The organism is Cellulomonas denverensis (genome assembly GCF_012396125.1).
GTDB classification, from domain to species: Bacteria; Actinomycetota; Actinomycetes; order Actinomycetales; family Cellulomonadaceae; genus Cellulomonas; species Cellulomonas denverensis.
Map to the genome: position 1 here is coordinate 1 of NZ_JAAXOX010000007.1, position 21,686 is coordinate 21,686.

General features: G+C 73.3%; 21 protein-coding genes. All 21 read left to right on the forward strand.

Translation table 11 applies throughout. From position 1 onward, the window contains the following. Positions 1–730, forward strand: a 730-nt coding sequence (locus HGA03_RS12765) for a flagellar hook-length control protein FliK (RefSeq protein WP_168630674.1), incomplete at its 5' end; no start/stop codon positions are given. A 10-nt stretch (positions 731–740) separates the two neighbouring features. Then, on the forward strand, positions 741–1,208 hold the full coding sequence (locus HGA03_RS12770; RefSeq protein ID WP_168630675.1) for a flagellar hook assembly protein FlgD: 468 nt from the start codon (positions 741–743) through the stop codon (positions 1,206–1,208). Between the two features lie 21 nt (positions 1,209–1,229). Continuing rightward, positions 1,230–2,417, forward strand: a complete 1,188-nt coding sequence (locus tag HGA03_RS12775) for a flagellar hook protein FlgE (protein WP_168630676.1) — start codon at positions 1,230–1,232, stop codon at positions 2,415–2,417. Between the two features lie 137 nt (positions 2,418–2,554). Continuing rightward, positions 2,555–2,863 (forward strand): flagellar FlbD family protein, encoded by a 309-nt coding sequence (locus HGA03_RS19400; protein WP_168630677.1) that lies wholly within the window; start codon positions 2,555–2,557, stop codon positions 2,861–2,863. After that, on the forward strand, positions 2,863–3,630 hold the full coding sequence (locus HGA03_RS12785; protein ID WP_168630678.1) for a motility protein A: 768 nt from the start codon (positions 2,863–2,865) through the stop codon (positions 3,628–3,630). The genes HGA03_RS19400 and HGA03_RS12785 overlap by 1 nt, the downstream gene beginning before the upstream one ends. After that, positions 3,627–4,532, forward strand: coding sequence for an OmpA/MotB family protein (locus HGA03_RS12790; RefSeq protein ID WP_168630679.1), 906 nt, complete (start codon positions 3,627–3,629; stop codon positions 4,530–4,532). The genes HGA03_RS12785 and HGA03_RS12790 overlap by 4 nt, the downstream gene beginning before the upstream one ends. 1 nt (position 4,533) lies before the next feature. Next, complete coding sequence (locus tag HGA03_RS12795) at positions 4,534–5,055, forward strand: flagellar basal body-associated FliL family protein (protein ID WP_168630680.1); 522 nt, start codon at positions 4,534–4,536, stop codon at positions 5,053–5,055. Positions 5,056–5,242: 187 nt separating this feature from the next. Next, on the forward strand, positions 5,243–6,175 hold the full coding sequence (locus HGA03_RS12800) for a flagellar motor switch protein FliM (RefSeq protein ID WP_345719372.1): 933 nt from the start codon (positions 5,243–5,245) through the stop codon (positions 6,173–6,175). Beyond that, positions 6,175–6,888, forward strand: coding sequence for a flagellar motor switch protein FliN (gene fliN, locus HGA03_RS12805; RefSeq protein ID WP_168630682.1), 714 nt, complete (start codon positions 6,175–6,177; stop codon positions 6,886–6,888). Before HGA03_RS12800 ends, fliN begins: the two co-directional genes overlap by 1 nt. Positions 6,889–6,896: 8 nt before the next feature. After that, positions 6,897–7,580 carry a flagellar biosynthetic protein FliO gene (locus HGA03_RS19405; RefSeq protein ID WP_168630683.1) on the forward strand — a complete coding sequence of 228 codons (684 nt, stop codon included), beginning with the start codon at positions 6,897–6,899 and terminating at the stop codon, positions 7,578–7,580. Next, positions 7,577–8,431, forward strand: coding sequence for a flagellar type III secretion system pore protein FliP (gene fliP, locus HGA03_RS12815; RefSeq protein ID WP_239073433.1), 855 nt, complete (start codon positions 7,577–7,579; stop codon positions 8,429–8,431). Before HGA03_RS19405 ends, fliP begins: the two co-directional genes overlap by 4 nt. Then, positions 8,431–8,700, forward strand: coding sequence for a flagellar biosynthesis protein FliQ (gene fliQ / locus HGA03_RS12820; RefSeq protein ID WP_168630684.1), 270 nt, complete (start codon positions 8,431–8,433; stop codon positions 8,698–8,700). The genes fliP and fliQ overlap by 1 nt, the downstream gene beginning before the upstream one ends. Further along, positions 8,700–9,458: a flagellar biosynthetic protein FliR gene (locus tag HGA03_RS12825; RefSeq protein WP_168630685.1), complete on the forward strand. Its 759-nt coding sequence runs from the start codon at positions 8,700–8,702 to the stop codon at positions 9,456–9,458. Before fliQ ends, HGA03_RS12825 begins: the two co-directional genes overlap by 1 nt. Further along, a complete protein-coding gene (locus HGA03_RS12830; RefSeq protein WP_239073434.1) occupies positions 9,458–10,618 on the forward strand; it encodes an EscU/YscU/HrcU family type III secretion system export apparatus switch protein in 1,161 nt (386 codons plus the stop codon). The genes HGA03_RS12825 and HGA03_RS12830 overlap by 1 nt, the downstream gene beginning before the upstream one ends. A gap of 11 nt (positions 10,619–10,629) precedes the next feature. Beyond that, positions 10,630–12,702, forward strand: a complete 2,073-nt coding sequence (locus tag HGA03_RS12835; RefSeq protein WP_168630686.1) for a flagellar biosynthesis protein FlhA — start codon at positions 10,630–10,632, stop codon at positions 12,700–12,702. Further along, positions 12,680–14,149 carry a hypothetical protein gene (locus tag HGA03_RS12840; RefSeq protein ID WP_168630687.1) on the forward strand — a complete coding sequence of 490 codons (1,470 nt, stop codon included), beginning with the start codon at positions 12,680–12,682 and terminating at the stop codon, positions 14,147–14,149. Before HGA03_RS12835 ends, HGA03_RS12840 begins: the two co-directional genes overlap by 23 nt. Positions 14,150–14,772: 623 nt before the next feature. Next, a complete protein-coding gene (gene csrA / locus HGA03_RS19410; RefSeq protein ID WP_168630688.1) occupies positions 14,773–15,174 on the forward strand; it encodes a carbon storage regulator CsrA in 402 nt (133 codons plus the stop codon). A gap of 562 nt (positions 15,175–15,736) precedes the next feature. Next, the gene (locus HGA03_RS12850; RefSeq protein WP_247602137.1) at positions 15,737–18,478 is read left to right on the forward strand and encodes a chemotaxis protein CheA; all 2,742 of its coding nucleotides are present in this window, start codon (positions 15,737–15,739) and stop codon (positions 18,476–18,478) included. Continuing rightward, positions 18,475–18,891, forward strand: a complete 417-nt coding sequence (locus tag HGA03_RS12855; RefSeq protein WP_168630689.1) for a chemotaxis protein CheW — start codon at positions 18,475–18,477, stop codon at positions 18,889–18,891. The genes HGA03_RS12850 and HGA03_RS12855 overlap by 4 nt, the downstream gene beginning before the upstream one ends. A gap of 140 nt (positions 18,892–19,031) precedes the next feature. Then, complete coding sequence (locus tag HGA03_RS12860) at positions 19,032–20,717, forward strand: methyl-accepting chemotaxis protein (protein ID WP_168630690.1); 1,686 nt, start codon at positions 19,032–19,034, stop codon at positions 20,715–20,717. 15 nt (positions 20,718–20,732) lie between these two features. Further along, complete coding sequence (locus HGA03_RS12865; RefSeq protein WP_168630691.1) at positions 20,733–21,686, forward strand: 5'-3' exonuclease; 954 nt, start codon at positions 20,733–20,735, stop codon at positions 21,684–21,686.

Here is a 21,686-nt window from a genome sequence, read left to right on the forward strand (position 1 = left end):
GGCCTGGCGGACGCGCCACACCGGCGCGCGACCGCGCTGGGCGCTGCCCGCCCTCGCCGTCTGGCTGGTGGCCACCGCCGGCTCCGCTCTCCCGCCCGCGGCCGCGCAGCAGCCCACCGCCCCGGCGCTCGCCCCCGCCACCGAGCCGGCCACCGCCTCCGCCTCGACCCGGACCGCCGAGCCGGCCACCCCCGCCGCGTCGGCCCCCGCGGCATCGGCCCCCACCCCGGTGAGTACGCCGTCCGCCCCGGTCCAGGTCGGCTCGGTCGCCCTGCCCACGGCCGCCCGGGAGACGGCCGCCCCGCTGGCCGACCAGCTGGCGGGCAAGCTCGCCGAACAGTTGCCCGCGCTCCGGGCCGCCGGTCCGGGCCGGCACGTGCTGAGCATGACCGTGACCCCGGAGCACTTCGGCACCGTGCAGGTGATCGCGCACATCAGCGCCGAGTCGGTGCGGGTCGAGCTGGTCGGCGCGACCGACGCGGCCCGCGACTCGCTGCGCGCGGCCCTGCCCGACCTGCGCCGGGACCTGGCCGGGTCCGGGCTGTCCTCGGACGTCCAGCTCGGCGACCCCGGGTCCGGCGCCTCCGGTTCCACCGGTGACGGTGGCCGGTCACCGCAGTCCACCCGGACCGGCACCGGCCCGGTCACCCCCGCGACGGCCGACCGGCCCGACCCCGTCCCCACCGTCCGTCCCGGGTCCGCCACCGGCGGGCTCGACCTGCTGGTCTGAGGAGCAGCCCATGTCGATTGACGTCAGCTACATCACCGAGGGTGCCGGGAACTCCGGCACCACTCAGAAGACCGCCTCCAACGAGCTGGACCGGCAGGCGTTCCTCAACCTGTTCGTCGCCCAGCTGAAGTACCAGGACCCGTCCAGCCCGATGGACACCTCGCAGATGATGGCCCAGACCACCCAGCTGTCCACCATGGAGTCGCTGGAGGAGCTGACCGCCACCGCCCGCGAGACCTTCGCCCTGCAGATGCGGATGTCCGCCGCCGACCTGGTCGGCAAGCAGGTGTCCTGGACCGACGCCGACGGGAAGACCCAGAACGGGACCGTCAGCGGGGTGTCCTACGCCGGCTCGGTCCCGATCGTCCTGGTCGGCGACGAGCAGATCAGCCTCAACTCCGTGTCCTTCGTCGCCACCCCCGGCGGGCCGTCCGAGCTGCCCGGCTCCGACGACGACGACACCTCCACCGACGCCTGACCCACCCCGAAGGGATCCACCATGCTCCGCTCGCTCTTCTCCGGTATCAGCGGTCTGCGTTCGCACCAGACCATGCTCGACGTCACCGGCAACAACATCGCCAACGTCAACACCACCGGTTTCAAGTCCTCGCAGACCCAGTTCCAGGACACCCTCAGCCAGCTGGTCACCGGCGCGGGCGCCGCCGAGGCCGGCACCGGTGGCACCAACCCGGCACAGGTCGGCCTCGGGGTCCGGGTCGCCGGGATCACCACGTCCTTCACCCAGGGCGCCTCGCAGCTGACCGGCCGCAGCACCGACATGATGATCCAGGGCGACGGCTTCTTCGTGGTGCGCAAGGGCGCCGAGACCTTCTACACCCGAGCCGGGTCCTTCGACTTCGACTCCACCGGCCAGATGACCCTGCCGGGCGACGGCGCACTGGTCCAGGGCTGGATGGCGGTCAACGGCGTGATCGACACCAACGGCCCGGTCACCGACCTCAAGGTCCCGGCCGGCACCGTGATGGGCGCGGTGGCCAGCACCACCGGTTCCTTCGTCGGCAACCTGCCCTCGGACGCGGCGGAGAACACCGTGAAGTCGCTGGACCTGGAGGTCTACGACGCGCAGGGCAACGCCCGGGACATCACCCTGACCCTGACCAAGACCGCCACCGGCTGGACCATGTCCGCCACCGACGGCACCGCCTCCTACCCGGCCACCGGCACCGAGGCGATGACCTTCAACGCGGACGGCGCGCTCACCTCCACCGGCTCCTTCACCCTGGGCGGGGTGACCGTCGACCTGTCGACCATCACCGGCTACGCCTCGGTGGACACCGTGGCCACCGGCACCCAGAACGGCCGTCCGGCGGGCACCCTGCAGTCCTTCCAGCTCGGCGCGGACGGCACGATCACCGGCTCGTTCTCCAACGGCCTGAAGCAGGCGATCGGCCGGATCGCCCTGGCGAACTTCACCAACCCGGCCGGTCTGCAGAAGGCCGGTGGCTCGCTGTTCAGCTCCTCGGTGAACTCCGGTGACGCCCAGGTCGGCGTGGCCGGCGCCGGTGGCCGTGGCTCGCTGGCCGGTGGCGCGCTGGAGATGTCGAATGTCGACCTGTCCAGCGAGTTCACCTCGCTGATCATCGCCCAGCGCGGGTTCCAGGCGAACTCCCGGGTGATCACCACCTCGGACGAGGTGCTGCAGGAGCTGGTGAACCTCAAGCGCTGACCGTTCGGCCGCCGGAAGCGCTCAGACCGCGCCTCCGGCGGCCGATCAGATCGGGTGAACGGCCCACGGAAGGGCCACCGCGGCAGGCCCGGCAACGGGCCCCGCCGCTTCGGAACCACCAGGGATGGGATACGGCCGTGATCGTCGTGACGCGCTTGAACGGGGCACAGTTCGGGGTGAACCCCGACCTGCTCCAGCGCGTGGACAGCGCGCCGGACACCATCCTCACCCTCATCGACGGGACGAAGTACATCGTCCGCGAGTCGATGGCCGAGGTGATCGCGCGGGTCAACGAGCACCGCGCCCAGCTCCTGGCGCGAGCCCAGGAGCTCCAGGCGGACCCCACCCCCGCGGTCGAGCTGGTCCGGGACGGCGACCCGGAGACCGGTGACGACGACCGCGCCCCGCTCGCCGATCCCGTTCCCCTCCGTCCCAGGAGTCGTTGATGGACCCCGCAGGTTTGATCGGTGTGGTCGTCGCCTTCGCGGCGATCTTCGGTGCGCTGTTCATGGAGGGCGCCGACCCGATGTCGATCTTCCTGCCCGCACCGCTGCTGCTGGTGTGGGTGGGCACGATCGGCGTGGGCATCGCCGGGCACACGCTCAAGGACGTGGTGGCCTCCTTCGCCGCCGTCCCGCGCGCGTTCATGAACAAGGTGCCCGACCCGTCGCAGACCGTGGACACCCTGGTGTCGCTGGCCGACCGGGCCCGCCGCGAGGGGCTGCTGGCGCTGGAGGACGCGGCCAAGGACATCGACGACCCGTTCCTGCGCGGCGGGTTGCAGGCCGCGATCGACGGCACCGACCCGGACGACCTGCGCCTGATCCTGGAGGACAAGATCGCCACCAAGCGGTCGCGGGAGAAGGTCTGGTCCAAGTACTTCCAGGACATGGGTGGCTATGCGCCGACCATCGGCATCATCGGCACGGTGATCTCCCTGGTGCACGTGCTGGAGAACCTGTCCGACCCGTCCAGCCTGGGCCACTCGATCGCCGCGGCCTTCGTCGCCACCCTGTGGGGCATCCTGTCCGCGAACGTGGTCTGGCTGCCGATCGGCACCCGGATCAAGCGGTTCTCCGACCTGGAGTGCGCGCAGATGGAGGTGACGCTGGAGGGGCTGCTGGCCGTCCAGGCCGGCGCCAACCCGCGGCTGGTCGGCGAGCGGCTGCGCAGCCTGCTGCCGGAACAGCCCGCCGCGAAGGAAGCCGCATGAGCACCACCGCCAAGGGCCGCCGCCGCGGTCACGAGGAGGAGGAGCACGTCAACCACGAGCGGTGGCTGGTGTCCTACTCGGACATGATCACCGTGCTGATGGCGCTGTTCATCGTGCTGTTCGCGATCTCCCAGGTCGATCAGGAGAAGTACGTCCAGCTCAAGGCGTCGCTGGCCGCCGGCTTCGGCGACGGCTCGGTGAACCAGTCGGTGCTGGACGGCACCGACGGCTTGATGGACGGCACCTCCGCCGCGGCCGACGCCCCGGATGTCGGCACCGCCGGGGTGGTGGACGCCGACGAGGGGCTGGGCCTGCAGGCCGCGGACCCGGCGACCAACCCGGACCCGGCCACCCAGGTCGATGCCGCCACCCTCGCCGCCGCACAGGCCGAGGCCGCGCACCTGGAGGAGGTCAAGGCGCAGATCACCGCCGCCCTGGCCAAGCAGGGGCTGGACGGCACGGTGCGGTTCCGGATCGACGAGCGCGGGCTGGTGCTCGGGCTGGTCGCCGACGACGTGTTCTTCGCCCCGGCCTCCGCGGAGCTGACCCCGACCGCCCAGGCGGTGCTGGACAACGCCGCACCGACCATCGTGGCGCTGAAGGAGCAGATCGCGGTCGAGGGGCACGCCAACACCATCCCGGTGTCCGGCCGCTACCCGACCAACTGGGAACTGTCCGCCGACCGTGCCACCCAGGTGCTGCGCCGCCTGGTGGAGGTGGACGGGCTGCCCGGCGCCCGGGGCGAGGCCACCGGGTTCGGCGACACCCGCCCCCTGGTGCTCGGCCAGGGCGAGGACGCCATGACCGCCAACCGGCGGGTCGACATCGTGATCCTGAGCGCGGCGCCGGAGACGGTGCGCGCCCTGCTGCCCACCGTGGCGGCCGACGGAACGGAGGGGTGAGATGCCCATCGAACAGCGTGTGATCGGCGGCGGTCAGAAGATCGGCGGCGGCAAGATCGGCGGCACCCCCGCCAAGGAGGAGCCCGCGCCCGAGGCCCCGACGAAGAAGTCCCGCAAGCTGCTGGTGATCGTGCTGGCCCTGGTGCTGGTGATCGGTGGGGCGGCGGCCTACTTCCTGGTGCTCAAGCCGGGCGGCAGCGACGAGCCGGCCGCCGAACCCGAGCCGGAGCCCGGGGAGATCCTCACCGTGGAGCCGATCAGCCTGAACCTGGCCGACGGGCACTACCTGCGATTGGGCTTCGCCGTGCAGCTGTCTGCCGACGCCGCTGCGGACGGCCACGGGGAGCTGGATTCCTCCAAGGCGGTGGACACCGCGATCGAGCTGTTCTCCGGCCGGTCGGTGGCGGACATCTCCGGCGCCGACAGCCGTGCCGCGCTCAAGGACGAGTTCCTCGCCCTGCTGAACGAGGCGTACCACGACGACGTGCTGGAGGTGAACTACACCAACTACGTGACGCAGTGATGCCGTAGCACCGCAGTCGGGGCGCCATGGAGGGCGCCGCATCGCCACGGAGCTGGACGGCCCATGGAGGGCCGGTGCCGTGGACGGGTCCGCGTGTTCCCGGACATTTCCGCCAGGAACAGGACGACCTTTCGGACCTTCCGGACGACCCCTCAACACGGCCTGCCGTGCGCCGATGGGGGACAGCGTGACGGTCCACACCCCGGGGCAGACCCCCGCACGCTCGCGGCGGCGCACGCACGCCCCCGAGCCCTACGACTTCCGCCGGCCCATGACGATGGCCCGCGAGCACGCCCGGGTGCTGGAGATGGCATTCGAGACCTTCGCCCGGCAGTGGGGCAATCAGCTCACCGCCCGGCTGCGCGTGATGGCCCAGGTCACCTTCGACCAGCTCACGCTCACCTCCTACGACGAGTACGTCCGCTCGCTGCCCGGCACCACCACCATGATGTTGTGCACGGTCGAGCAGACCCGGCAGACCGCCGTGGTCCAGCTCCCGCTCAGCACCACGATGACCTGGATCGACTTCCTTCTCGGCGGCCCGGGCATCGGGGAGGCCGAGGAGCGCGAACTCACCGAGATCGAGTTCACCCTGGTGCGCGGCCTGATGCAGGCCACCCTGGGCGACCTGGGCTACGCCTTCGCCGCGCTCACCCCGCTGGAGGTGAACGTCCGCTCGGTGCAGTACAACCCGCAGTTCGTGCAGGTGGTGCCGGCCTCGGACGCGGTGCTGGTCGCCGGGTTCACGCTGCGGATCGGTGAGCGGGAGGACGTCGCCACCGTGATGTTCCCGGCCGAGCTGCTGCTGGGCGCGGTACGCGCCGGCGACGGCACCTCGGGCCGGTCGGACGAGGACCAGCGGGCGCACGAGGCCGCGCTGGCTGATCTGGAGTCCGCGGTGGAGGACGTGCCGGTGGAGCTGGCCGTCCGCTTCGCCCCGCTGACCGTCCGGCCCCGCCAGGTCGTGGACCTGGCCGTCGGCGAGGTCATCCCGCTGTCCCACCCGTCGTCGCAGCCACTGGATGTGGTGGTGGACGGCGTGGTCCTGGCCCGGGCCGCCGCCGGCAACAACGGTTCCCGCCTGGCCTGCATGGTCGTCACCGTCGAGGAGAAGCACTGATGAACGCCCAGACCATCGCCGACACCGGCGCGGTCGCGCTGTCCGCCGCGGCGGCCGCCGCCCGGCTGCTGCCCGCCGCCACCCCGCTCACCCCCGCGCCCGCGCCGGCCGGCCAGGCCCCGGCCGCCGACGCGATCGCCGTGGTCGCCAGCTTCGTCGGGCCGAACAGCGCCGACGTGCTGCTGGTCGCCGACCAAGCAGTCCGCGACGCCCTGGTCGCCGGGGCCCCGGACGGCACCGCCCTGGACCTGGCCGACGCCCTGCGCCCGGCACTGGAGGCCGCGGTCGCCGAGCTGGGCGCCGGGGTGCTGGAGTCCGCCCGGACCGAGCCGGTGTCCACCGCCCTGGCCCCGGACGCCGCCCTGGTCGCCCTGACCGGCGAGGACGGCACCGCCCAGGCCTGGTTCGCGCTCCGGCTGCGCGCCGAGCCCACCCCGCAGGCGGCCGGCGTGCCGACCCAGCGCGCCAGCCTCACCGTGCTCTACGACGTGGAGATGACCCTGACCGCCGAGCTGGGCCGCACCAAGCTGCCGGTCCGCCAGGTGCTGGAGCTGACCCCGGGTGCGGTGCTGGAGCTGGACCGCGCGGCGGGCAGCCCGGCGGACGTGATGGTCAACGGCAAGCTGATCGCCCGCGGCGAGGTCGTGGTGATCGACGAGGAGTTCGGCATCCGGATCACCGAGATCGCCCGCGGCGACGAGACGCAGGGCTGACCGCAGCCATGGACACACTGGTGCTCGCCGCGCGGACCGCGCTCGCCCTGGCCTGCGTGCTCGGCCTGATCTGGGTCGTGGCGCGCAAGGCCGGGTGGGGCAAGGGCGGCCGCCGCGCCACCGGCCCCGCGATCGAGGTGGTCGGCCGCCAGGCGCTCGGCCGGCACGCCGGGGTCGCGGTGCTCGCGATCGGCGAGCGCCGGCTGCTGGTCGGCTTCGGCGAGCAGCAGATCACCATGCTCACCGAGCTGGACCCGGTCGCCGCCGAGGCCGAGCCGGTGCCCGCCGAGCCGGTCCGGTCGGCCAAGCCGCTGTTCTCCTGGCGCCGGACGGAATCCTTCGAGTCCGCGCTGGCCGGGGCGATGGCCGAGACTGAGCCGGCCGCGCCCGCCACCCCCGCAGTCGCCCCGGTCGCTCCGGCGGCCGCCGCCCTGGCCGCGGCGAACTCCGCCCTGGCCACCGCCGCCCGGCTGAACGCCGCCACCGCGGTGCCCACCCAGCCCTCGCCTGGCGAGCACACCACGGTGCCCGGCCTGGCCGGCGCCCGGGTCGCCGACATCGACCCCACGGACCTGGCGCCCGCCGCCGAACCCGCCGCGGTGAACGCCGGTCCGCTGGACGGGTCGATCCTGGCGCCCTCCACCTGGAAGCAGGCGGTCTCCGCGCTGCGCGAGCGGACGGTGCGCCGGTGAGCGACACCCTGCTGCGCGCCCGCGCCCAGCTGCCCCGGATCGCCCTGCTCACCGCGGCGGTCCTGCTGGTCACCCTGTTCCTGGTCACCCTGGCCGCCGCCACCGGGCACGCTGCCCCGGTCCCGCCGGCCGACCCGGCGGCACCCGCCGCACCGGTGGCCCCCACCGACCCGGGCACCGGGCAGGTCTCGGTCGCGATCAACGGCGTCAACGGCACCCCGAGCAGTTCGGTGGTGGTGCTGATCGGCATCACCCTGCTGTCCATCGCGCCGTCGCTGCTGCTGATGATGACCGCGTTCACCAAGATCTTCGTGGTGCTGTCCCTGACCCGGAACGCGCTCGGGCTGCAGGGTGTGCCGCCGAACCAGGTGATCGCCGGGCTGGCGCTGTTCCTGTCGCTGTTCGTGATGGCGCCGGTGCTCTCCCAGGTCAACGACCTCGGGGTGCAGCCCTATCTGGACGGCACGTTGGACTTCCAATCCGCGATCGACGCCGGGTCGGCCCCGCTGCGGGACTACATGCTCGGGCACACCCGGCAGGAAGATCTGGCGCTGATCACCCGGGCCGCCGACCAGGCCAACCCGGAGTCGCCGGAGACGGTGCCGATGCTCACGCTGATCCCGGCGTTCATGCTGTCCGAGCTGCGGTCGGCGTTCATCATCGGGTTCGTCATCTTCATCCCGTTCCTGGTGATCGACCTGGTCGTCTCCTCGGTGCTGATGAGCATGGGCATGATGATGCTGCCGCCGGTGATGGTGTCCCTGCCGTTCAAGCTGCTGCTGTTCGTGCTGGTCGACGGGTGGGGCCTGATCGTCACCGCCCTGATCGGCGCCGCGACGGGTGGTGGCTGATGGACACCTCCGCGGTCCTGGACATCGGCCTGGACGCGCTGATCGTCGCCGCCAAGCTGTGCGCCCCGGTGCTCATCACCGCCCTGGTGATCGGCTTCGCGGTGTCGCTGGTGCAGTCGGTCACCCAGATCCAGGAGGTCACGCTCTCCTTCGTGCCCAAGGCGATCGGTGCCGCGGTGGCGCTGCTGGTCTGCGGGCACTGGATGATCGCCGAGCTGGTCAGCTTCACCAGCCAGCTGTTCGGCCGGATCCCGGAGCTGCTGGGCTGATGGACGTCACGCTGCCGCTGGCCACCGTGCAGACCGCCATGCTCGCCGGGGTGCGGTTCGCCGCCTTCCTGGTGATCGCCCCGCCGTTCGCGCACCGCGGCATCCCGGGCCGGATCAAGGCGATGCTGTCGGTCGGGCTGGCGCTGGCGGTGCTGCCCCGGCTGGAGCAGCACGAGATCGTCTCCACCGGCCAGTTCCTCGGCGAGCTGGTCATGCAGGTGGTGATCGGCGGCGCGCTGGGCTTCCTGGTGTCGCTGGTGTTCAGTGCGGTGCAGGCCGCCGGTGGGCTGATCGACCTGTTCGGCGGGTTCCAGCTCGCCCAGGCCTTCGACCCGATGAACATGACCGCCGGTGCGCAGTTCGCCAAGCTCTACCAGTGGACGGCGCTGGCCCTGCTGTTCGCCTCCGGCGGGTACGGGGTGCTGATCGCCGGGATGGCCCGCTCCTTCGACGCGCTGCCGCTCGGCGCCTCGCTCGACCTGGCGCAGATGGCCTCGGCGGTGACCTCCGGCATCGGGCAGATGTTCCTGGCCGCGCTGCAGATCGCCGGTCCGCTGCTCGCGGTGCTCTTCCTCACCGACGTCGGGCTGGGGCTGCTGACCCGGGTGTCGCCGGCCCTGAACGCCTTCGCGCTCGGCTTCCCGCTGAAGATCTTGATGACGGTCACCTTCGCCGGCTTCGTGTACCTGGCGATGCCGGGCGTGATCAACGGCCTGGCGACCGACGCGGTCGACTCCCTGCTGGGGGTGGCGTCGTAGTGGCCGGCAACGAGTCCGGGGAGAAGACCGAGAAGGCCTCCGCCCAGCGGATGAAGGAGGTGCACAAGGAGGGCAAGCTCTCCCGGTCCACCGACCTGTCCGCCTGGATCGGCCTGGCCGCCGCCGCGATCACGCTGCCGATGGTGGCGGGCAGTGCGGCGGACGCGGCCCGGGACCAGATGTCCGCCGTGGCCGACGCGATCGCCGACCCGGACGCCGGCACCGTCACCCAGCTGCTGTTCGACGGGATGGGCACGATCGTCGGCACTCTGACCCCGATGTTCGCCGTCGTGGTGCTGGCGGTGCTGATCACCGCGGTCGCGCAGGGCGGCGTGCACGTGAAGAAGTTCAAGCCGCAGACCCAGCAGTTCAACCCGGTGAACGGGATGAAGCGGCTGTTCGGCAAGCAGTCCTGGTGGGAGGGCCTGAAGACCCTGATGAAGACCGCCGTGGTCGGGGTGGTGCTCTACACCGTGGTCCAGGGCCTGCTGCCCAAGCTGATGGTCTCCGGCACCATCCCGCTGCCGCACATCCTCGGGGTGGCCGGGGACGGGGTCACCCAGTTGCTCCGGCTCGGCATCGCCGCCGGTGTGCTGCTGGCCGTCATCGACGTGATCGTGGTGATGCGCCGCAACCGCCAGCACACCCGGATGTCGAAGCAGGAGCTCAAGGAGGAGAACAAGCGCACCGAGGGCGACCCGCACGTCAAGGGCGCGATCCGGTCCAAGCAGATGGCGATGTCCCGCAACCGGATGATGGCCGCCGTGGCCGACGCCGACGTGGTGATCGTCAACCCCACCCACGTCGCCGTCGCGCTGCGCTACCAGCCCGGTACCGGTGCGCCCCGGCTGACCGCCAAGGGTGCCGGCGCGGTCGCCGCCCGGATCCGCGAGCGGGCCCAGGAGGCGCACGTGCCGATGATCGAGGACATCCCGCTGGCCCGGGCGTTGCACGCCGCCTGCGAGGTCGACCAGGAGATCCCGGCCTACCTGTTCACCGCGGTGGCCCGGGTGCTCGCCTTCGTCATGCAGCTCAAGCGCCGCGGTGCGGCGATGGGCAAACACGTCATCCCGGGCGGCTCGGTCGCCCCCGACGACGTCCCGACCACTCCCGCGGCCGCCCGCAAGGCCCTCCGCGACGCCGCCACGACTGCCGCCTGAAGGAACCCGCGATGAAGAACCGGTCGATCTCCCAGCTCGCCGTCCCGGTGGGCGTGGTCGGCATCGTCCTGCTGCTGGTGGTGCCGCTGCCCGCCGCGCTGCTGGACGTGCTGATCGCGATCAACATCACCGCCTCCCTGGTGATCCTGCTGACCGCGATGTACGTCAAGCGACCCCTGGACTTCAGCGTCTTCCCCTCGCTGATCCTGGTGTTCACCCTGTTCCGGCTCGGGCTGAACGTCGCCTCCACCCGGCTGGTGCTGCGGGACGGCTTCGCCGGACAGGTGATCGACGCGTTCGGGCACTTCGTGGTCGGCGGGTCGCTGGTGATCGGGCTGGTGATCTTCCTGATCCTGGTGGTCATCCAGTTCGTGGTGATCACCAACGGTGCCGGCCGGGTCGCCGAGGTGGGCGCCCGCTTCACCCTGGACGCGATGCCCGGCAAGCAGATGGCGATCGACGCCGACCTGAACTCCGGGCTGATCGACGAGGACACCGCCCGCAAGCGCCGCGCCGACGTCGCCGCCGAGGCCGACTTCTACGGCGCGATGGACGGTGGGTCCAAGTTCGTCAAGGGCGACGCGATCGCCGGCATCGTGATCACGCTGATCAACCTGATCGGTGGCTTCGTGATCGGCATGGTCCAGATGGGCCTGACCATCAACGAGTCGCTGGAGAAGTTCTCCCTGCTGACCATCGGCGACGGCCTGGTCACCCAGATCCCCGCGCTGCTGCTGTCGGTGTCCACCGGCATCGTGGTCACCCGGGCCACCGCCGAGGGCGACATGGGCACCGCGGCGTCCAAGCAGCTGATGCAGTCCCAGTCGGCGCTGATGATCGCCGGCTGCGGGGCGATCGCGCTGGCCCTGCTGCCGTCGATGCCCAAGCTGCCGTTCGTGCTGGTCGGCGCCTCGCTGATCGTGATGGCGCAGCGGGTCAAGGCCGGGCAGAAGAAGGAGGCGGCCGCGGCGGAACAGGCGGCGCAGCTCACCGCGACCGCCGCCCCGGCCAGCGCGGACACCCCGGAGGCCCTGATCGAGCAGATGCGGGTGCACGCCCTGGAGATCCTGCTCGCCCCCGACCTGGTCGACCTGGTCGGCAACGGCCCGGACCAGGACCTGCTGCACCGGGTCCGCGGGCTGCGCCGCAAGATCGCGATGGAGCTGGGCATCGTCGTCCCGCCGGTCCGCACCCGGGACTCGGTGGACCTGCCGCGCTCGACCTACGTGGTGCGGATCTCCGGCGTCGAGGTCGGCCGGGGCGAGACGCCCTCCGGGAAGGTGCTGGCGCTGGGCGACGACCTGGCCGCACTGCCCGGGCAGACCACGGTCGAGCCGGTGTTCGGCCTGCCCGGCAAGTGGGTGCCCGCCGAACTGCGGCACGCCGCGGAGATGTCCGGCGCCACCGTGGTCGACCGGGTCTCGGTGCTGATCACCCACCTGGGCGCGATCATCACCCGCAACGCCCCCAGGCTGCTCGGCCGGGAGGACGTCCGGGTGCTCACCGAGGGGGTCAAGCAGGTCAACCCCTCGGTCGTCGACGAACTGATCCCCGGCCTGCTGTCCCTCGGCGAGGTGCAGCGGGTGCTGCAGGGCCTGCTGGCCGAAGAGGTGCCGATCCGCGACCTCGGCCGGATCTACGAGGCGCTCACCCTGCGCGCCAAGGTGTCCACCGACCCGGAGGGCCTGATCGAGGCCGCCCGTGGTGCGCTCGGCCCGGCACTGGCCGCCCAGTACGCCTCCGACGGCGTGCTGCGGGTGCTCACCCTCGACCCGGTGTGGGAGCAGCAGCTGGTCGAGGCGCTGCGGCCCTCCGACAGCGGCGTGCAGATCGTCACCGACCCGAGCCGGCTGGAGGCGATGCTCGAACGCCTGCGCCTTGCGGTCGCCGAGGCCGAGGCCAGCGGGCGCACCGTCGTCCTGGTCTGCGCCCCCGCCCTGCGCCCGGCGCTGCACAAGGTGATGCTGCTCGGCGGCCCCGGCACCGAGCGGCTCGCCGTGCTCTCCTACTCCGAGGTCACCGGTGGTGGCGTCCAGATCGAGACGGTCGGGACGGTGAGCGGTGCCCACGCGATTGCTGCTTGAGGGCTCCGACCTGGCCGAACTCATGGCCCAGGTCCGCGCCGAGTTCGGGCCGGCCGCCCGGATCGTCCGTGCCGAACGGGTGCGCACCGGGGGACTGGCCGGGTTCTTCGCCCGCGAGCGCTACGAGCTGACCATCGACGTCCCCGACGCCCCGGTCACCACCACCCCCAGCCTGCGCGCCCGCCGTGCCGCCCTCGCCGGCCGGACCGGCGCCCCCGCCCTGTCCGGGATGGACGCCCTGCTGGCCGCCGCCGACGCCGCCGACGGTGCCCCCGCCCTGGCCGCCGTCCCCAGCCAGGCCGGCCCCGACGACGCGCCCCGGGTCTCCACCGGCGAGGCCGCCTTCGCCGACCTGCTGGACCAGATGCGCGCGCTGTCCGGCCTGCCGCCGGAGGACCGGGTGGTGGAGGGGGAGGACCTCGGCGCCTACGACGCGCGGGGGCGGACCGGGGGTGCGGGGGCGGTTGCCGGTGCGCCGGGTGCGGGGGCGGTTGCCGGTGCGCCCCTCGCCGACGCGGGGCCCAGCGGTTGGCCCGCCCCGGACTCGGGGTCCGACGGATTGCCTGCCCCGGACGCGGGGCCCAGCGGTTGGCCCGACTCGGCCTCGGGGCCCGCCGGTTCGCCTGCCCTGGACGCGGGGCCCACCGGTTGGCCCAACCCGGCCTCGGTGCCCAACGGCTCGCCCGAGCGTGACCCGGGCACTGCCGGTGCTTTCGAGCGTGACCCGGGGTCCGCGTCCGCCCCCGATCGCGACCGCTGGACCACGGGCTCCGCCGGTCCGGATCCGGCACCCCCCACCGGCCCGGTCACGCGGCACCACCTGGCCGACCTCGGTGTGCCCGCCCACCTGCTCACGATCGTCGGCGACGGCCCGGTGCAGTTGTCCCGGCTGCTCGCCGCCGTACCGCCCGCTCCGCCGCTGCCCCGCGACCCCGGCAGCGTCCTGGTCGTCGCCGGTCTGCCCGAGGACGCCCTCCGGGTCGCCGAGCTGCTGGTCCTGCGGCACACCTCCGGCGGCGCCGTCGTCCGGGCCGGTGACCTGGACGCCCCCGCCGCCCGCCGGCTCGCCACCCCTGCCGTCGCCGCCCGCTGGCGCACCCAGCTCGATCCCGGCGCCGACCTCACCGTGGTCGCCGTCGGCGCCACGCCCGGGCGCTCCCGCGAGTCCGCCGCCGCCGAGCTGATCGCCGCCCTCGACCCCACCCAGGTCTGGGCCGTGGCCGACGCGCGCTCCAAGCCCCGCGACTGCACCCGCTGGCTCGGTGCGGTCGGCGCCCACCGCCGGATCGACGCCCTCGCCGTCACCGGCCTGTTCGACACCAGCGAGCCCGGCACCGTCCTCGGCCTGCCGGTCCCGGTCGCCTGGATCGACGGTGTGCCCGCCTCCCGGATGGCCTGGGCCGCCGCCCTCGGCGAACACCTCCCCGAGGGCACCGACTGGGGCTGACCGGCCCCGCCTCGGCCCCGCCCGAGTCGCGCGCCCCGCCTGCCCCGCAGCCCGACGCTCACCGCCCACGCCGCACCGCGTCGCCTGGCCCGGCCGGTGCCGAGCCCGCGCCGCGCTGCCCGGCCAGGCCGGTGCCGCAGACGGCCCAGGCCGGGCCGAGCCTCTGCGCCGCGTCGCACGCCCCGGGCTGGCCCGAGCGACCCGCACCGCGCCGCCCCGTCGCGGCTGCCGCCGGACCCGCCTGCGGACCCTGCGTCAGCCGAGAGTGCACGAATGCACGCCTCCCGGGCTCTGAGGCGTGCATTTGTGCACTCTCGGCGCAGCGGCCCCGCGGACAGCCAGGGCCGGGCTGAGCGTCCAGTCCCGCGCCGCCCGCCCGGGGTTGGCCCGAGCGTCCCGCCCCGCGCCGCCCCGTCGCGCCTGCCGCAGGACCCGCCTGCGGACCCCGCGTCGACCGAGAGTGCACGAATGCACGTCTCCCGGGCTCTGAGGCGTGCATTCGTGCTCTCTCGGCGCAGTGACGCCGCGGACGGCCCGCTGGGCCGGGTGATCGTGGCGGGTGAACGGCCGCGCGGCGGTTCGGCGCGGTGATTCGGGCGACTTGGGCGGGTAGGGTCGGCGGCATGCTGGTGCTGAGCAGGCGGGTCGGGGAGCGACTCGTGATCGGAGACGACATCGTCGTGACCGTGATCGAGGTCCGCAGCGACGGGGTCCGCCTGGGGATCGACGCCCCCCGCTCGGTCGCCGTGCACCGCGCCGAGGTCCTGGAGGCCGTCACCGCCGCCAACGTCGCCGCCAGCTCGGCCGACGACGACGATGCCGAGTCGCTGCGCACGCTCCTCGCGCCCCGCCCGGCGGACGGCAGCTCGGCCGACCAGCAGGTCCCGGCCGACCGCAGTGCTGCCGATCAGCGTGATTCGACGGTTGCGGCTCCGGCCGAGGAGCCCGCCCCGGAGGCACGGACAGCCAGTGCCGAGCCTTCCCGCGGCTCCCGCCCGGTCCCGCGCCCCCGCCCGCGTGCCTGACCGACGGCTTCCGCGGGACTGCTCCGGCTCTCGCGCCTGAGCGCGCAGTCCCGACTCTGCGGTCGAGCCGCGCAGCCCGGTCCCCGCGGCCGACCAGCGTCGCGCCGGGAGGGCGGGCCGCGCCTCCGGCGCACGCCAGCGTGCCTGACTCGCCCGGCTCCGATTCCACGGCTGCCCCGGTCCCGCGCCCGCCCGCCTGGCTGCCGGCTCGGCGCGTGCCGGTCCACTTGGCTGCCGGCTCGGCGCGTGCCCGTCCGACCCTCGCGCGCTGCCCGACTTCCCCGGCGCCCTCGTCGAGTGCGGAGTTCCTGAGGCGTTTCGGGCGGAATCGGGCTCAACTTCTCCGCATTCGACGTCGGGGTCCGGGCGACCCGACCCGTGAGGACGGTGCGGCCCTGCTGCCACCGGCGGCACAGGGGGTCGGTCGCGCGCCGGGCGGTCTGCGGCGGCTCGGCTTCACCCGGGCGCGGTGCGCGCTCGGCCGCGGAAAGGCTCACGACCCTGCTCGCGCCGCCGATGTGCACCCTGACGGGCAGTGCCGGAGGAGGCAGACGTGGAGGACATGGACGAGATCGTCCGCGAGTTCCTGGTGGAGAGCTACGAGAACCTGGACCAGCTGGACCAGGACCTCGTGGCCCTGGAGAGCGACCCCGGTTCCCGGGCGCTGATCGCCAGCGTGTTCCGGACGATCCACACCATCAAGGGCACCAGCGGGTTCCTGGCGTTCTCGAACCTGGAGCGGGTCGCGCACGCGGGGGAGAACCTGCTGGTCGAGCTGCGGGACGGTCGCCGGTCGATGGATCAGCCGACCACCGACGTGCTGCTGCGGCTGGTCGACACGATCCGCGACATCTTGCGCTCGATCGAGAACGAGGGTGGCGAGGGCGCGGTGCAGGTCGACCCGGTGATCGCCGCGATCGAGGCGGTGCAGGCCCGCGACCCCCAGGCCGCCGAGCAGGCTCAGCCCAGTGGTCAAGCCGCTGCCGAGCCGGCCCAGCCCAGCGCTCAGGCCGCAGCCGAGTCGGCCCAGCCCAGCGCTCAGGTAGCCGCCGAGTCGGCCCAGCCCGCTGGTCAGGCCGCCACGGCGGAACCGGCCGGACCGGCCGATCAGTCCGGCCCGACGCAGCCGTCCGGGCCAGTCGACGAGGCCGCCGCCGAGCACCGGGCACCCGAGCAGCAGGTCCCGGCGCCGACCGTCGCCGGGAGCCTCTCGCCGACCATCACCCCGGCGGCCGGCGCACCGGCAACCGAGGCCGTCGCCGAGCCTGCACCCGCCCCGGCGGGCCTGATCCAGCCCCAGTCGGCCCCGGCCGTCGAGCGCATCCCGGCAGCGACCCAGGCCACCCCGGCGACCCAGGCCACCCCGGCCACCCCGGCGACCCAGGCCACCATCGAAGCCCAGGCCCTCGCCACCCCCGCGGCTCCGGCCCCTGCGGCTCCGGCCCTCGCCACTCCCGCGGCCCCGGCCCCCGCCACCCCCGCGGCGCACCAGCCCGCACCGGCACCCACCCCGGCAACCCCGGCCGCCGCCACCCCGGCAGCACCCCCCGCCGCACCCCCGACCCCGCCCGCGGAGGAGGTCGGCGCCCTGCGCACCGGCGCCGCCGACGCGTCCATCCGGGTGGACGTCGACCTGCTGGACGCCCTGATGCGCCAGGTCGGCGAGCTGGTCCTGGCCCGCAACCAGATCAGCCGCCTGGCCTCCGGCACCGAGGACGTCGACCTGGCCCGTTCCGCGCAGCGGCTGAACCTGATCGCGGGGGAGCTGCAGGAGGGCGTGATGAAGACCCGGATGCAGCCGATCGAGCACGTCTGGTCGAAGATGCCCCGGATCGTGCGCGACCTGGCGGCGGTCTGCCATCGCGAGGTGCGTCTCGACCTGTCCGGTGGTGACACCGAGCTGGACCGCAGCCTGTTGGAGGCGGTGAAGGACCCGCTGACCCACCTGGTGCGCAACGCGGTGGACCACGGCATCGAGTCCGCCGAGGACCGGGTCGCCGTGGGCAAGTCGCCGAAGGGTGAGCTGGCGCTGCGGGCGTATCACGCGTCCGGGCAGGTGGTGGTGGAGGTCGCCGACGACGGCCGGGGCATCGACCCGGAGAAGATCGGCGCGAAGGCGGTCCAGCGCGGGCTGCGCACCCAGGCGCAGGTGGACGCGATGAGCCCGTCCGACCTGTTGCAGCTGCTGTTCCTGCCCGGGTTCTCCACCGCGGAGGCCGTGACGAACGTGTCCGGCCGCGGGGTCGGGATGGACGTGGTCCGGACCAAGATCGAGGCGATCGGCGGTGCGGTCGAGGTCGACTCGGCAGTCGGCCGGGGCACGACCTGGCGGCTGCGGATCCCGCTGACCCTGGCGATCATGCCCGCGCTGACCGTGGAGTGCGCCGGTGACCTGTACGCGATCCCGCAGGTGAACCTGCTGGAGCTGGTGGCGCTGGACTCGCAGCGTTCGGAATCGGGCATCGAGCACATCCACGAGGCCCCGGTGTACCGGCTGCGCGGCGAGCTGCTGCCGCTGGTATCGCTGTCCAGCGTGCTGGAGGTGCCGGCCGACAGCGCCGCGCAGGTGATCGCGGTGGTGCAGTCGGACCACCAGCGGTTCGGCCTGCTGGTCGACCGGGTGCTGAACACCGAGGAGATCGTGGTCAAGCCGCTGTCCGCCCGGCTGAAGGCGATCGGTGCCTATGCCGGTGCGACGGTGCTCGGCGACGGGCACGTGGCGCTGATCCTGGATGTGCAGGCGATCGCCCGGCGCGCCCTGGCCGGGGAGCTGGAGCTCGCGGCCCGGGAGGCGCATGCGGCGGCGGCCGCTGCCGAGGCGCACGACCTGCAGCAGGTGCTGGTGGTCGGCATCGGTGGTGGCAGGCAGGTGGCGATGCCACTGGCGTCGGTGGCCCGGCTGGAACATGTCCGGGCGGACCAGGTCGAGTGGGTCGGCGGCCGGGAGGTGGTGCAGTACCGGGGCACCATCCTGCCGCTGGCCCGGCTGGATCGGATCCTGGGTGCCTACGGCGAGGAGGAGTCCTCCGAGCTGCTGCTGGTGGTGTACTCGCGGGCCGGTCGCAGTGTCGGCCTGGTGGTCCGGGAGATCGTGGACATCGTCGACGACGACTCTGCCCGGCACTCCGACATCGAGGACGCCGGCCTGGTCGGTTCCACGGTGCTCGGCGACCGAGTGACCGAACTGCTGGACGTGCGCCGGGCGATCCTGGCCGCGGATGCCGCCTTCTACGACGAGCGGGTCGAGGCGGCCGTGCTGCCGACCCAGTTCAGCGCCGACGACCTGGTGGGAGTGGCCCGATGAGCCAGTACGTGACCTTCGCCCTCGGCGGCAGCCTGTACGGGGTCGATGTGACCCGGGTGCAGGAGGCGCTGCGGTCGCACACCCGGACCCGGGTGCCGCTGGCCCCGCCTGGGGTGGCCGGGTTGGTGAACCTGCGCGGGCAGGTGGTGCTCACCGTGGACCTGCGCCCGCGGCTGGGCCTGGCGCCGCTGGACGAGGACGCCGAGCCGATGATGGTGGTGGTGCAGGTGGACGGTGAGCCGGTCAGCCTGCTGGTGGACGAGATCGGCGACGTGATGGAGGTCGGCCCGGACTCGTTCGAGGCCCCGCCGGAGACCCTGGACGCCGGGCTGCGCCCGCTGATCCTGGGCGCGCACAAGCTGGACGGCCGGCTGTTGCTGGTGCTGGACGTCGACCAGGCCACCGCCGCCTGATCCGGACCGCACACGAGGGCGGGCACCCACACCGGGTGCCCGCCCTCGGTCGTTCTCACCCGGCGCATCCCCTCACAGCCCTCCGCACGGGGCCGATCAGACCGCCGCAGGGACCGCACACTCACGCCGAAGGACCGACCATGCCGACAGCGACGTCCACCCACACCGCGCTCATCCCGACCCAGCGCGGCGCCCACCCCTCGGAGACCGGGCACCGGCCCACCCGGCGCGGCACCGCCTGGTTCACCAACCGGGGGGTGCGCACCAAGATCCTGATGCTGCTGGCCCTGCTCGGCGTGGTCTCGGTGGTGATCGGCACGGTCGCCACGGTCCGGCTGAACTCGCTGGCCGCCTCCACCGCCACGGTGACCGACGTGAGCCAGAACGTGATCGCCCCGCTGGCCGTGGTGCATCAGGAGGAGATCAAGGCCCGGATGCTGATCGCCCAGGCCGGTGCGGTGGACACCAGCACCCAGGACGAGCAGGACGCCGCCCTGGCAGGGATGGCCGCCACCGACGCCGACCTGCAGGCCGCCGCGGACGCCTTCGAGCAGGGGATCGGCAGCACCGTGGTCCCGGGCTGGAGCGACTTCAAGGACGCCTGGGCCGCCTGGACCCAGATCCGGGACGACCAGCTGGTGCCCGCCGCCTTCGCCTCCGATCAAGCCGCGTTCGAGCAGCTCAGCGAGGAGGTCTCCCAGCCGGCGATCGACGCCATGGTCACCGCCCTGGAGCAGGCCGAGCAGTCCGCGCAGGACTACCTGTCCACCGTTTCGGACACTGCCGCACACGAGGCGTCGTCGGCGACCCGACTGCTGCTGACCCTGCTGGTGGTCGGGATCGGCCTGGTTGCCGGGGTCGGCCTGGTGATCGCCGGGATCATCCGCCGTCAGGTGCAGGAGGTGCAGCGCGCGATCGTGGCGATGGCGGACGGCGACCTGACCGTGGCCCCGCGGGTGGACACCGACGACGAGCTGGGGCAGATGTCCCGGGCGCTCGCGGTCGCCCAGACCAACCTGCGCGACACCATCTCCGGCGTGGTCGAGACCGCCCAGACCGTGGCCGCCGCCGCCGAGGAACTGTCCGCCGCCTCGACCCAGGTGGTCGCCGGCTCGGACCAGACCTCCGCCCAGGCCGGGGTGGTCGCCGCGGCCGCCGAGCAGGTCTCGCGCAACGTGCAGACCGTCGCGGCCGGCGCCGAGCAGATGGGTGCCAGCATCCGGGAGATCGCCCAGAACGCCTCGCAGGCGGCCAAGGTCGCCGGCCAGGCCACCGACGTCGCGGTCGCCACCAACGACCAGGTGTCCCGGCTGGGCGAGTCCAGCCAGGAGATCGGCAACGTGGTCAAGGCGATCACCTCCATCGCGGAGCAGACCAACCTGCTGGCCCTGAACGCCACGATCGAGGCGGCCCGCGCGGGGGAGGCCGGCAAGGGCTTCGCCGTGGTCGCCGGTGAGGTCAAGGAGCTCGCCCAGGAGACCGCCAAGGCCACCGAGGACATCGTGCGCCGGGTCGAGGCGATCCAGGCCGACACCGGTGCCGCCGTGACCGCGATCGGGGAGATCGGCCACATCATCGCCAGCATCAACGACTACCAGCTCACGATCGCCTCGGCGGTGGAGGAGCAGACCGCGACCACCACCGAGATGTCCCGGTCGGTCGCCGAGGCCGCCACCGGCTCCGGGGAGATCGCCACCAACATCACCGGGGTGGCGTCCGCTGCCTCGTCCTCCAGCCAGACCCTGGGCCAGATGGGCGACGCGATCGCCGAGCTGGCCCGGATGTCCGAGGACCTGCGCGGCCGGGTCGCCCGGTTCACCTACTGAGCCTAGGTTTCCCCCATGACCGCCACCGGCCCCCTGATGCTGCTGGACACCGCGTCCCTGTACTTCCGCGCCTACTACGGCGTCCCGGACTCGGTGAAGGCGCCGGACGGCACCCCGGTGAACGCGGTCCGGGGCCTGCTGGACATGATCGCCCGGCTGGTCACCGACCACCGGCCGACCCGGCTGGTGGCCTGCTGGGACGAGGACTGGCGGCCGGCTTTCCGGGTCGAGGCGATCCCGTCCTACAAGGCGCACCGGGTGGCCGAGGGCTCCACCGAGCAGGAGGAGGTCCCGGACACCCTGGCGCCCCAGGTGCCGGTGATCGCCGAGGTGCTGGCCGCGCTCGGGATCGCCCGGGCCGGTGCGGCGGGGTTCGAGGCGGATGACGTGATCGGCACCCTGACCCACCGGGAGTCCGGTCACGGCCCGGTGCTGGTGGTGACCGGCGACCGGGACCTGTTCCAGCTGGTCGACGACGACGCCCCGGTGCGGGTGCTGTACACGATCCGCGGGATCAAGGACATCGAGCAGGTGGACACCGCCCGGTTGGCCGAGAAGTACGCGGTGGCGTCGGGCAGCGCCTACGCCGACATGGCGGTGCTACGCGGCGACCCGAGCGACGGGTTGCCGGGGGTGGCCGGGATCGGGGAGAAGACCGCGGCGGCGCTGCTGGCCCGGTACGGCGACCTGGCCACGCTGCTGGCCGCCCGGGATGCCGGCGACCCGGGGCTGACCGCCACCCAGCGCCGCCGCCTGACCGAGGCCGCCGACTACCTGGCGGTCGCCCCCGGGGTGGTCCGGGTCGCCACCGACGCCCCGGTCACCCTGGCGCCCCGCCGGGCCGGTGGGGACTCCTTCGACCTGCCGCGCGAGCCGGCCGATCCGGAGGCGCTGGTCGACCTGACCGCGCGCTGGGGGCTGGAGTCCTCGGTCCGCCGGGTGCTGAACGCCCTGGCCCAGCAGCACTAG